The sequence below is a fragment of the Streptomyces tateyamensis genome (assembly GCF_003205575.1).
GTDB classification, from domain to species: Bacteria; Actinomycetota; Actinomycetes; order Streptomycetales; family Streptomycetaceae; genus Kitasatospora; species Kitasatospora tateyamensis.
Map to the genome: position 1 here is coordinate 28,177 of NZ_PYBW01000101.1, position 12,112 is coordinate 40,288.

Consider the following 12,112-nt stretch of genomic DNA (forward strand, 5'->3'; position numbering starts at 1 on the left):
GGCGCGGACCCTGAGTGAGGACCGTCGATGCAGCGCGCCGTCACCGGCCAGGCGCTCGGTGCGGTGATCGGCTTCACCGCCGACGCCGTGTTCGCCGACCCCCGGCGCGGCCACCCGGTGGCCGCCTTCGGCCGGGCCGCCGGCGCCCTGGAGCGCGTGCTCTACCGCGACCACCGCGGCGCCGGAGCCCTGTACACCGCGCTCGCCGTGGGCACCGTGGCGCTCGGCGCGACTGCCCTGGAGCACCGCGCCACGCCGCTGCGCCGCACCGCCACCGCCGCGCTGGCCACCTGGACCGTGCTGGGCGCCAGCTCGCTGCTGCGCGAGGCCCGCACCATCGGCGCCGCGCTGGCCGCCGAGGACCTGGCGGCCGCCCGTGAGCGGCTGCCGCACCTGTGCGGGCGCGACCCGAGCGCGCTGGACGGCCAGCAGATCGCCCGCGCGGTGGTCGAGTCGGTGGCCGAGAACACCGCGGACGCCGTGGTGAACGCCCTGGTCTGGGGCGCGCTGGCCGGCTCCCCCGGGCTGCTCGCGTTCCGCGCCGTCAACACCCTGGACGCGATGGTGGGTCACAAGTCGCCGCGCTACCGCCGGTTCGGCTGGGCCGCGGCCCGGCTGGACGACCTGGCGGGCTGGCCGGGCGCCCGGCTGACCGCGCTGCTCACGGTGGCCGCCGCCGACTCCCCCGGCACCGCCTGGCGGGTCTGGCGCCGCGACGGCGGCAGCCACCCGAGCCCGAACGCCGGCCAGGCCGAGTCCGCCTTCGCGGGGGCGCTGGGCGTGCGGCTGGGCGGCACCCTGAGGTATGGGGACGGCGGCACGCCGAAGGTGGGGGTCCCCCCGGCCGAAGGCTCGGGGCGGGTGGAGCACCGCCCGGTGCTCGGCGCGGAGCTGCGCCCCGTCGCCGTCACCGACATCGAACGCGCCTGCCGGCTCTCCCGCCGGGTCGGGCTGCTGGCACTGGGTACCACCGTGGTGGCCCGGCTGCTGTGGAAGGGACACAAGTGAGCAACGCGATCCTGGTGGCCGGCACCACCTCTGACGCCGGCAAGAGCGTGGTGACCGCCGGGATCTGCCGCTGGCTGGTCCGCCAAGGCGTGCGGGTGGCCCCGTTCAAGGCGCAGAACATGTCGCTCAACTCGATGGTCACCGCCGACGGCGCGGAGATCGGGCGGGCCCAGGTGATGCAGGCCCAGGCCGCCCGGGTCGAGCCCGAGGCGGCGATGAACCCGGTGCTGCTCAAGCCCGGCGCGGACGGCCGCAGCCAGGTGGTGCTGCTGGGCCGGCCGGTGGCCGAGGTGGGAGCGCTGGACTACCGCGAGCGCAAGCCGTACCTGCTGCAGCGCTCGCTGGAGTGCCTGGCCGACCTGCGCGCCCGGTTCGACGTGGTGGTCTGCGAGGGGGCCGGCTCGCCGGCCGAGATCAACCTGCGCGACCGCGACATCGCCAACATGGGCCTGGCCCGGGCGGCCGACCTGCCGGTGGTGGTGGTCGGCGACATCGACCGCGGCGGGGTGTTCGCCGCGATGTACGGCACCCTGGCGCTGCTCGACGCGGCCGACCAGGCGCTGGTGGCGGGCTGGCTGGTGAACAAGTTCCGCGGCGACGCCCGGCTGCTCAAGCCCGGCCTGGACATGCTGCACGAGCTGACGGGCCGTCCGGTGCTGGGCACCCTGCCGATGCTGCCGGGCCTGTGGCTGGACGCGGAGGACTCGCTCGACCTCTCCTCGGCCGTGGTGGACCGGGTCTCGGCCGGCCCGGTGGGCGCCGAGGTGCTGCGGGTGGCGGTGCTGCGCTTCCCGCGGCTGTCCAACTTCACCGACCTGGACGCGCTGGCCCAGGAGCCGGGCGTGCTGGTGCGCTGGGCCACCCGGCCGGAGGAGCTGGCCGACGCCGACCTGGTGGTGCTGCCCGGCACCCGGGCCACCGTCGCCGACCTGGCCTGGCTGCGCGAGCGCGGGCTGGCGGGGCCGCTGCGCGAGCGGGCGGCGGCCGGGCGGCCGGTGCTCGGGGTGTGCGGCGGCTACCAGATGCTGGGACGGCGGATCACCGACCTCGTGGAGTCCGGCGCGGGCACGGTGGACGGCCTGGGGCTGCTGCCCACCGTGGTGGAGTTCGGCGCCGAGAAGGTGCTGGGGCGACCGGTCGGCGAGGCGCTGGGCGAGCGGGTCGAGGGGTACGAGATCCACCACGGCGTCGTCACGGTCGAGGGTGGCGACCCCTTCCTGGACGGCTGCCGCGCGGGCGAGGTCTGGGGCACCACCTGGCACGGGGCGCTGGAGAACGACGGCTTCCGGCGGGCGTTCCTGCGCGCCGTCGCGGCAGCGGCCGGGCGGGCCTTCGTGCCCGCGCCGGACACCTGCTTCGCGGCGGCCCGGCAGGAGCGGCTGGACCGGCTCGGGGATCTGATCGAGGAGCACGCCGACACGGACGCCCTGTGGCGGCTGATCGAGGGCGGGGCGCCCGGCGGCCTGCCGTTCGTCGCGCCGGGGGCTCCGGTGGCGCGTGGTGTGGAGGGTGAGCAGCTGTGAGTGATGTCCGTTATCCGTTCACCGCGATCGTCGGGATGGCCGACCTGCGGCTGGGCCTGCTGCTGAACGCGGTCTCGCCCGCGGTCGGCGGGGTGCTGGTGCGCGGCGAGAAGGGCACCGCCAAGTCGACCATGGTGCGCGCGCTGGCCGGGCTGCTGCCCGCCATCGCGGTGGCCGAGGGATGCCGGTTCGCCTGCGACCCGGCCGCGCCGGACCCGCAGTGCCCGGACGCGCCGCACCCGGCGGGCGCCGAGCACCGGCCGGCCCGGCTGGTGGAGCTGCCGGTCGGGGTGACCGAGGACCGGATCGTGGGCTCGCTGGACCTGGAGCAGGCGCTGGCCCAGGGCGTCAAGGCGTACGAGCCGGGCCTGCTGGCCCAGGCGCACCGCGGCGTGCTCTACATCGACGAGGTCAACCTGCTCCAGGACCACGTGGTGGACCTGCTGCTGGACGCGGCCGCGATGGGGCGCTCCTACGTGGAGCGCGAGGGCGTCTCGGTGCGGCACGCCGCCCGGTTCCTGCTGGTCGGCACGATGAACCCGGAGGAGGGTGAGCTGCGGCCGCAGCTGCTGGACCGGTTCGGGCTGACCGTGGAGATCGCGGCCACCCGGGACCCGGCCGAGCGGGCCGAGGTGGTGCGCCGACGGCTGGCGTACGACGCGGACCCCGCCGGGTTCGCCGCGCGGTACCAGGCCGCTGAGCGAGCGCTTGCTCAGCGGATCGAGGCGGCCCGGGTGCTGCTGCCCCAGGTCGAGCTCGGTGACCCGGCGCTGCGTCAGATCACCGCGGTCTGCGCCGCCTTCGAGGTGGACGGGCTGCGCGCGGACATCGTGATGGCCCGCACCGCGGTCGCGCTGGCCGCCTGGGACGGGCGCACCGCGGTGACCGAGGAGGACGTCCGCACGGCCGCCCGGCTGGCCCTGCCGCACCGGCGCCGGCGCAACCCCTTCGACGCGCCGGGCCTGGACGAGGAGCAGCTGGACCGCACCCTCGCCGAGCACGCGGAGCCCGAGGAGCCGACCGACCCCGAGCCGACCGACCCGGAGCCGACCGACCCCGGCCCGGACGGTCCTGCTGACGGTGGATCGGACGGGCCCGGCGGTGGCGGCGGAGCTCCCGACCCCGCGGCCGGCCCCGACGTTCCGCCGACCGGGGCCGAGGCCGAGGCCGAGGCCGACGCCCCGTCAGCCACCCCCCAGCTCCCCGCCCCGGCCCCCGCGCCCGGACGCGAGTCCGCCCCCGTGGCGGCCGGCGACCCGTACCGCACCCGGCTGTTCAAGGTCCCCGGCACCGGCCACGGCGCCCAGGGCCGCCGCTCCCCGGCCGAGACCGACGCCGGCCAGACCGTCCGGGCCCGCCGCCCGGCCGGCCCGCTGACCCGCCTGCACCTGACCGCCACCCTGCAGGCCGCCGCCCCGCACCAGCACGCCCGCGGCCGCACCGGCCGGGCCCTGCTGCTGCGCCAGGACGACTTCCGCGAGCAGGTCCGCAAGGGCCGCGAGGCCAACCTGGTGCTCTTCGTGGTGGACGCCTCCGGTTCGATGGCGGCCCGTCAGCGGATGACCGCGGTCAAGGGCGCTGTGCTCTCCCTGCTGATGGACGCCTACCAGCGGCGCGACAAGATCGGCCTGATCACCTTCCGCGGCACCGGGGCCGAGCTGGCGCTGCCGCCCACCTCCTCGGTGGAGGTCGGCGCGGCCCGGCTGGCGCAGCTGCCCACCGGCGGGCGCACCCCGCTGGCCGCCGGCCTGCTGCGGGCCCACGAGGTGCTGCGGCTGGAGCGGCTGCGCGACCCGCGCCGCCGCCCGCTGCTGGTGGTGGTCACCGACGGGCGGGCCACCGGCGGGCGCACCGCGCTGGCCGAGGCCGGCCGGGCCGCCGCCCTGCTGGCCGCCCAGGGCACCGCCGCCGTGGTGCTGGACTGCGAGTCCGGCCCGGTCCGCCTGGGCCTGGCCCGCACCCTGGCCGGCCAGTTGCACGCCACCGCCGTCACCCTGGACGAGCTGCGCGCCGAGGGCGTGGCCGCCCTGGTGCAGGCCCACCGTTCCCCCTCCCTCCGAAAGGCCGCGTGATCCCCGTGCCGCAGGGCAAGCCCGAGGTCGTCCCCAACGACGGCCTGACCACCCGTCAGCGCCGCACCCAGCCGATCACCGCCGTGCACACCGGCCCCGGCAAGGGCAAGTCCACCGCCGCCTTCGGGCTGGCGCTGCGCGCCTGGAACCAGGGCTGGCCGATCGGGGTGTTCCAGTTCGTCAAGTCCGCCAAGTGGAAGGTGGGCGAGGAGAACGCGCTCAAGGTGCTCGGCGCCTCCGGCGAGGGCGGCACCGTGGCCTGGCACAAGATGGGCGAGGGCTGGTCCTGGATCCAGCGCTCCGCCGAGGCCGAGGTGAGCAGCGAGGAGGCCGCCAAGGAGGGCTGGGCTCAGGTCAAGCGCGACCTGGCGGCGGAGACCTACCGGCTGTACGTGCTGGACGAGTTCACCTACCCGATGCACTGGGGCTGGGTCGACCCGGCCGAGGTGGTCGAGGTGCTGCGCAACCGCCCGGGCAGCCAGCACGTGGTGATCACCGGCCGGTACGCACCCGAGCCGCTGCTCGAGGTGGCCGACCTGGTCACCGAGATGACCAAGGTCAAGCACCCGATGGACGCCGGCCGCAAGGGCCAGCGCGGCATCGAGTGGTAGGACGTCGATAACGTGCAGCTGCCCCGCCTGGTGATCGCCGCCCCCTCCTCGGGGGCCGGCAAGACCACCGTCGCCACCGGCCTGATGGCCGCCCTGACCGCCCGCGGCCTCAAGGTCTCCCCGCACAAGGTCGGCCCGGACTACATCGACCCGGGCTACCACGGCCTGGCCACCGGCCGTCCGGGCCGCAACCTGGACGCCTTCATGTGCGGCCCGGAGCGGATCGAGCCCCTGCTGCGCCACGGCGCGGCCGGGGCCGACCTGGCGGTGGTCGAGGGCGTGATGGGGATGTTCGACGGGGCCTCCGGGCGCGGCGAGCTGGCCTCCACCGCGCACGTCGCCAAGCTGCTGCGGGCCCCCGTGGTGCTGGTGGTGGACGGCTCCTCGCAGTCCCGCTCGGTGGCCGCGCTGGTGCACGGCTTCGCCTCCTGGGACCCCGAGGTGCGGCTGGCCGGGGTGATCCTCAACCGGGTGGCCTCCGACCGGCACGAGGAACTGCTGCGCGAGGCGCTGGCCGAGGGTGCGGGGGTGCCGGTGCTGGGCGCGGTGCGGCGCACCGCCGCGGTGGCCACCCCCTCCCGCCACCTGGGCCTGGTGCCGGCGGTCGAGCGCTCGGCCGAAGCCCTGCGCGCGGTGCGGGACATGGGCGAGCTGATCGCCGCCTCGGTGGACCTGGACGCGGTGCTGGCGCTGGCCCGCTCCGCCCCGCCGCTGACGGCCGCCCCCTGGGACCCCGCGGCCGAGGTCTCCCCCACGGCCGGCCCGCGGCCGCGGATCGCCCTCGCGGCCGGGCCCGCGTTCTCCTTCTCGTACGCGGAGAACGCCGAACTCCTCACCGCGGCGGGCGCCGAACTGCTCCCGTTCGACCCGCTGCACGACGCAGCGCTGCCTGACGGTGCGTCAGGTCTGGTCATCGGCGGCGGTTTCCCCGAGGTCTACGCGGCCGAGCTGAGCGAGAACGCACCGCTGCGCACGGCGATCCGCGAGCTGGCCGCCCGCGGCGGCCCGATCGCCGCCGAGTGCGCCGGACTGCTCTACTTGGCACGGGAGTTGGACGGACGCGAGATGTGCGGCCTGATCGACGCCGAGGCCGCCATGACCGAGCGGCTCACCCTCGGCTACCGGGAGGCGGTGGCACTGCACGACAGCCCGCTGGCCCAGGCCGGCAGCCGGGTGCGGGGCCACGAGTTCCACCGCACCGCCACCACCCCGGCCGGGTCCGCCACCCCGGCCTGGGGCTGGCGGACGCCGACCGGCACCCCGCACACCGAGGGCTTCACCACCCCGGCACTGCACGCCAGTTACCTGCACCTGCACTGGGCCGGCGCCCCGCAGCTGGCGGAGCGGTTCGCCGCGGCGGTCAGCGGCCGGTGACGGTGCCGCCGTCCAGGTGCAGGACCTGGGCGGTCAGGTGGCCGGCGGCCGGGGAGGCCAGGAAGAGCGTGGCGGCCACGATGTCGGCCGGGAGGCCGAGCCGCTTGGTGGTGGACTGGGCGAGGTTCTGGGCCACCCGCTCCGGGGCGATGCCCGCGGGGCCGAAGAACTCGGTCTCGGCGATGTAGCCGGGGGCGATCACGTTGGCGGTGATGCCGCGCTCGGCGACCTGCTGGGCCAGCGTCAGGTTCCAGTTCTCGATCGCCGCCTTGCTCGCGCCGTAGGAGCCGGAGCCGCCGCGGTGGGCCGCGATGGAGCTGAAGTTGACGATCCGGGCGCCCTCGGCCAGCCGGTCGGCCAGCGCGGTGGTGACCAGCAGCGCGGTGAGCAGGTTGGCGTCCAGGTTGGCCTGCCAGGCGGCGGCCACGGCAGCCAGCCCGGTGCCGTACGCCCCGGGCGGGGTGGTCCGGTCCCGGTTCCCGCCGGCGTTGTTGACCAGCACGTCGACCCGCTCGGGCAGTTCGGCCAGGGCCGCCTCGACCTGGGCCGGGTCGGCCGCGTCGAAGGCCACCGCCCGCACGTTCGGGCCCAGTTCGGCCGCCGCCTCGGCCAGCACGTCCTTGCGCCGGCCGGTGATCACCACCTGCTCCCCCTGCTCGGCGAACGCCGCGGCGATCGCCCGGCCCAGGCCGGTGCCGCCGCCGGTGACGATGATCTGACGCATGGTGCGCCACTCCCCTCGGATGACTGACTGTCAGGGTGCAGACTAACCCGCCCGGGAAGGCGTCAGCCCAGGTAGGCCGGGGCCAGCGCGGCGCCCAGCAGCCTGGCGGGTGCGCCGCTGCCGTCGGCCGGGACCGTCCACAGGTCGGCGCCGTAGTCCCCGGGCAGGGCGTAGACCAGGGTGTGGTCGTCGGACCAGACCGCTTGGTCGTCCACCCCGCGGGTCTCGGCCGTGGCGGTCTCGGTGCCGGTGCGCAGGTCCAGCACGTAGAGCAGCCAGGGCACGTCGTTGGTCGCCCCCGCCACCCGGTGCTTGTAGGCGATCCTGGTGCCGTCCGGCGAGAGCGAGGGGCACTCGACGTTGCCGTGCAGCGTGGTCAGGGTGCGCGCGCCCAGGTCGCCGCGGACCAGCCAGGTCTGGCCGCCCGAGGCGACGGTGGCGTAGAAGGCGGTGTCGTCGGCGAAGGTGACACCCCAGACGTTGATGTCCTGGGCGTGGTACGGCTGACCGTCCTTCAGCACGGTGAAGGACTCCAGGTTCTCCTCCAGGCGCCAGTCGCGGGTGTCCACGATCGAGGTGCGGGTGGAGAAGTTCAGGCTGCCGTAGTTATCGCCGCTGGTGAACACGGTCCAGGCGGCCAGGTGCCCGGAGGGCGAGACCCGGGAGCGGCTGGGGATACCCGCCAGCGGGAAGGCCTTCAGGTCGTGCAGGCCCGCGTCCAGCACCACGGCCTGGTAGCTGTCCTGCACCGCGCCGGGCTTGGCGCGCAGGCAGATCCCGGTGCCGGCGGCCGCGTAGAACCGGTCGCACCTGACCCCGGCGGCGGTCCGGTCGTCGCCGGGCCGGTCGGCCGGCACGGTGGACAGCTCGTCCCGGTGCGGGCCCCAGGCGGTGGAGCGGAAGACCAGGGTGCGGGCGGCGGGCCGCAGCGAGACGGCGCCCACGGCCACCACCGGACCGCCCGGCTGGGCCTGGTCGCGCCGGTGCGCCCGGTCCGCGGCCCGCAGCACGCTGGCGGTGCCCACCCCGGCGAGCAGCAGCAGGGTCACCAGCAGCACGGTCAGGCGGGCGCGGCGCGTCATCCGGGGGTTTCCGTCCGTATCAGCAGGCCGGCGCAGCCGGCGGCGAGTGCGAGGGCGCCGGCGGCCAGCGCCAGCGCGGTGTGCGGGCCGAACGCGGTCCAGGCCGCGCCGAAGGCCAGCGAGCAGCAGAACCGGGCCGCGGTCTGCCCGGTGCCGATCAGCGCCAGGCCGGCACCGCGGTGCTCCTCGGGGATCACCTCGGCGGCGGCCGCGGCCAGCACGCCGTCGGTGGCCGCGTAGAAGGTGCCGTGCAGCGCCAGCACCGCGAACGGGACCCAGTGGCCGCCGCCCGCCCGCAGCAGCAGGCCGTAGGCCGCCAGCAGCGCGCCGTGGCCGGCCAGGAAGAGCACCCGGCGGCCGACCTTGTCGGCCAGGACCCCGAACGGCACCGCGAGCAGCAGGAAGCCGGCCGCCGTGCCCAGCGGCAGCAGCGGGAAGTCCGCGGTGGGCAGCGCCAACCGGCGCTGGACCAGCAGGTAGACGAAGGAGTCGCTGACCGTGGTCAGCCCCAGCAGCACCGCGGCGCCGGTCAGCCGGCGCAGCCCGGCCAACCGCCACAACCGGCGGGTCACCGCGTGGTGCTCGACGGCCTCCGGCCCGCGCAGGCGCCCGGGGACGAAGAGCAGCAGCACCACCACGCCGAGCGCGGCCACGCAGCCGCTGACCGCGAACACCGCCCGGTAGCCGCTGCGGTCGCCGCCGGCCACCAGCAGCTGTCCCTGGGTGGCCCGCAGCAGGGTGAAGGCCAGCAGCGGCCCGATCAGCGCTCCGGCGGTGTCCATCGCCCGGTGCACCCCGAACGCCCGGCCGCGCCGCTCCGGTGCGCTGGACAGCGAGATCAGCGCGTCGCGCGGGGCGGTGCGCAGGCCCTTGCCGGTGCGGTCCACCGCGAGCACCGCGCCCAGCGAGACCAGCGAACCGGCCACCAGCAGCAGCGGCTTGCACAGCGCGGAGAGCCCGTAACCGACCAGCGCGACCGCCTTGTGCCGGCCGCCGCCGCGGTCGGCCACCACCCCCGCGGACAGCCGCACCAGCGCGCCCACGCCGTTGTAGATGCCGTCCAGCAGGCCGAAGCCGAGCGGGGAGACGCCGAGCCCGGCCACCAGGTAGAGCGGCAGCACGGCGGTGACCATCTCGGAGGAGATGTCGGTGATCAGGCTGACCGTGCCCAGCGCCAGGACGGTCGCCGGGACGGCGGCGCCCCGCCCGGGACGGGTGTCCCGGGCGGGGGCCGTACGGCTGTCGGCGAGGTACACCGGGCGTCAGTTCCAGATGCCGGTGACGTCGGAGGCGGTGGCCGCGTTGCCCGCGTGGGTGCTCAGGCCGGCCAGGTCCTCCAGGGTGCGCAGCACGCTGTAGTGGTTGTAGGTGGCGGTGGCGCTGGAGCCCGCCGCGACGTGCTGGCCGTAGACCACGGTCGGGATGTGGTTGCCGTTGGCGCTGTTGTCCTCGTCGAAGGTGACGACCAGCAGGCTGTTGTGGGTCTGCGCCCAGGTCGCGTAGGCGCCCAGGTTGTTCTTGATCCAGGTGTCGCCGGTGCTCACCGAGCAGTCGTGCATGTCGCTGCACAGGTTCGGGGTGACGAAGGAGACCTTGGGCAGCGCGGTGTAGTCGGTCGGGAACTGCGCGAAGGTGTAGGCGCTGTTCAGCGGCACGTTGTTGAAGCCGAACCAGGGGTTGTGCTTCTGCGCGTACTTGCCGCTGCTGCAGGTGGTCGAACCCTGGCTGGGCAGCGACTCGTTGTAGCTGGCCCAGGTCTTGCCCGCGGCGATCAGCTCCGAGCCCAGGTTGGCGGCGGACAGCGACTGCACCGAGATGCAGCTGTCGTCGGTGCGGCCCTGCGTGCTGCCGGAGAAGAGCGCGTAGTAGTTGGGCTCGCTGGGGTGGGTGATGCCGTAGGAGCTGGTCAGGTTGCCGCCGCCGGCCTTCAGCGTGTTGTTGATGTACGGCGCGCTGCTGGAGCCGATCACCTGCGAGTACGCGTGGTTCTCCATCACCACGACCACCACGTGGTCGGGGGTCGGCAGCGCGGCGGCCTGGGCGGCGACGCCACCGGTGAGCCACAGGGCGGCGGAGCCGGCGGCCAGGCCGGTCGCGGCGGCGGCCGCGGTCATGGTGCGACGGGAGATCAGGGGCATGGCGGGTCCTCCACAGGGGGGTTGGGGGAGCGGGCCGAGCGCCGAACAGCGTACGGAGCGTCACCGGTTGTCAGCAGCACAACAAAGGTGAAGATGCGAGGAACGGCACACCACGCTCGATTGACTCCCGTTCACCCACCGTGTTGGGATGCCCGGATGAGCAGCGAGAACGCGGACCCGGCCGGCCTGGTGATCGGCGTCGGCGCCAGTGCGGGGGTCGCGGAGCGTGAGGTGCTGGGGCTGATCCGCGCCGCGCTGGCCGAGGCGGCGCTGCCGGCCGGTGCGGTGCGGCAGCTGGCCACCGTGGAGGCGCGTGCGCTGGAGCCCGGACTGCTGGGCGCCGCCCGGGCGTTCGGGGTCCCGCTGGTCGGCCACCCGGCGGCCCGGCTGGCTGCCGTGCCGGTCCCCACCCCCTCCCCCGCCGTGCATGCCGCCACCGGCACGCCCAGCGTGGCGGAGGCGGCGGCGCTGCTGGGGGGCGGCGAACTGCTGGTCGCCAAGCGGAAGTCGGCCCGCTCGACGGTGGCGGTGGCGACCCTGCCCGACCTGCGCCACCACGGGGACGCCGAGGTGCGCCACCAGCGCGGCCTGGTGGACCTGGCGGTCAACGTGCGCACCGGCACCCCGCCGAGCTGGCTGCGCGAGGCACTGGTCGCCTCGCTGGCCGACCTCGCCGCCTACCCCGACCAGGGCGCGGCCAGGGCCGCAGTGGCTGCCCGGCACGCCCGTCCGACGGCCGAGGTGCTGCTCACCGCAGGCGCGGCCGAGGCCTTCGTGCTGCTGGCCCGCACCCTGCGCCCGCGCCACGCGGTGGTGGTGCACCCGCAGTTCACCGAGCCGGAGGCGGCGCTGGGCGACGCCGGGATCGCGGTGCACCGGGTGCTGCTGCGCCCCGAGGACGGCTTCGTGCTGGACGTGCGGGCGGTGCCGGAGCAGGCCGACCTGGTGGTGGTCGGCAATCCGACCAACCCCACCTCGGTGCTGCACCCCGCCGCCGGACTGGCCACGCTGGCCCGGCCCGGGCGGACCCTGGTGGTGGACGAGGCCTTCATGGACACCGTCCCCGGCGAGCGCGAGTCGCTGGCCGCGGTGCGCGACCTGCCGGGGCGGGTGGTGGTGCTGCGCAGCCTGACCAAGACCTGGGGGCTGGCCGGGCTGCGGATCGGCTACGTGCTCGGCCCGCCCGCGCTGATCGCCGAGCTGGCTGGGGCCCAGCCGCTCTGGCCGGTCTCCACCCCGGCCCTGGTGGCCGCCGAACTGTGCAGCGGGGCGGGCGCGTTGGCGGAGGCGGCGGCGGTGGCCGAGGAACTGGCCGAGCACCGGGCGCACCTGCTGGCGCGGTTGGCCGAGCTGCCCGCGGTACGGGTGCACGGCACGGCCGCCGCCTCCTTCCTGCTGGTCGAGGTGGCGGGTGCGGCCGGGCTGCGCGAGCGGCTGCGGGCCGCCGGGTACGCGGTGCGGCGCGGCGACACCTTCCCGGGCCTGGGGCCCGACTGGCTGCGCGTCGCGGTGCGCGACCCGCGCACCACGGACGCCTTCGTCACCGCACTGGGCCGGCTGCTCGACTGACAGTGATGATG

10 protein-coding genes are annotated in these 12,112 nt (G+C 75.9%); 6 read left to right on the plus strand and 4 right to left on the minus strand.

Translation table 11 applies throughout. The features are described from left to right. The first annotated feature begins 27 nt into the window (after positions 1-27). From C7C46_RS25390 to C7C46_RS25410, 5 genes are read left to right on the plus strand one after another with little or no spacing between them, the layout of a single operon-like run. Complete coding sequence (locus tag C7C46_RS25390) at positions 28-1,008, plus strand: cobalamin biosynthesis protein (protein WP_110672240.1); 981 nt, start codon at positions 28-30, stop codon at positions 1,006-1,008. Then, entirely contained in the window at positions 1,005-2,531 is a 1,527-nt protein-coding gene (locus tag C7C46_RS25395) for a cobyric acid synthase (protein WP_110672241.1), read from the plus strand. Before C7C46_RS25390 ends, C7C46_RS25395 begins: the two co-directional genes overlap by 4 nt. A 35-nt stretch (positions 2,532-2,566) precedes the next feature. After that, entirely contained in the window at positions 2,567-4,603 is a 2,037-nt protein-coding gene (locus C7C46_RS25400) for a putative cobaltochelatase (RefSeq protein WP_245984879.1), read from the plus strand. A gap of 5 nt (positions 4,604-4,608) precedes the next feature. Then, positions 4,609-5,214 carry a cob(I)yrinic acid a,c-diamide adenosyltransferase gene (gene cobO, locus C7C46_RS25405; RefSeq protein WP_110672251.1) on the plus strand — a complete coding sequence of 202 codons (606 nt, stop codon included), beginning with the start codon at positions 4,609-4,611 and terminating at the stop codon, positions 5,212-5,214. A 12-nt stretch (positions 5,215-5,226) separates the two neighbouring features. Continuing rightward, positions 5,227-6,588, plus strand: a complete 1,362-nt coding sequence (locus C7C46_RS25410) for a cobyrinic acid a,c-diamide synthase CobB (RefSeq protein ID WP_110672243.1) — start codon at positions 5,227-5,229, stop codon at positions 6,586-6,588. On the opposite strand, the gene C7C46_RS25415 is transcribed toward C7C46_RS25410, so the two are convergent. The 4 genes from C7C46_RS25415 to C7C46_RS25430 form a co-directional block, all read right to left on the minus strand. Further along, a complete protein-coding gene (locus C7C46_RS25415; RefSeq protein WP_110672244.1) occupies positions 6,575-7,312 on the minus strand; it encodes an SDR family NAD(P)-dependent oxidoreductase in 738 nt (245 codons plus the stop codon). The two genes, C7C46_RS25410 and C7C46_RS25415, sit on opposite strands and share 14 nt — an antisense overlap. 62 nt (positions 7,313-7,374) lie before the next feature. Next, the gene (locus C7C46_RS25420) at positions 7,375-8,394 is read right to left on the minus strand and encodes a TolB family protein (protein WP_110672245.1); all 1,020 of its coding nucleotides are present in this window, start codon (positions 8,392-8,394) and stop codon (positions 7,375-7,377) included. Next, complete coding sequence (locus C7C46_RS25425) at positions 8,391-9,650, minus strand: MFS transporter (protein WP_110672246.1); 1,260 nt, start codon at positions 9,648-9,650, stop codon at positions 8,391-8,393. Before C7C46_RS25425 ends, C7C46_RS25420 begins: the two co-directional genes overlap by 4 nt. A gap of 6 nt (positions 9,651-9,656) precedes the next feature. After that, positions 9,657-10,532, minus strand: a complete 876-nt coding sequence (locus C7C46_RS25430; RefSeq protein WP_110672247.1) for an alkaline phosphatase family protein — start codon at positions 10,530-10,532, stop codon at positions 9,657-9,659. A gap of 156 nt (positions 10,533-10,688) precedes the next feature. Here C7C46_RS25430 and cobC point away from each other — a divergent pair, with 156 nt between their 5' ends. Further along, the gene (cobC, locus tag C7C46_RS25435; RefSeq protein WP_110672248.1) at positions 10,689-12,101 is read left to right on the plus strand and encodes an Rv2231c family histidinol phosphate aminotransferase CobC; all 1,413 of its coding nucleotides are present in this window, start codon (positions 10,689-10,691) and stop codon (positions 12,099-12,101) included. Positions 12,102-12,112: the final 11 nt, after the last annotated feature.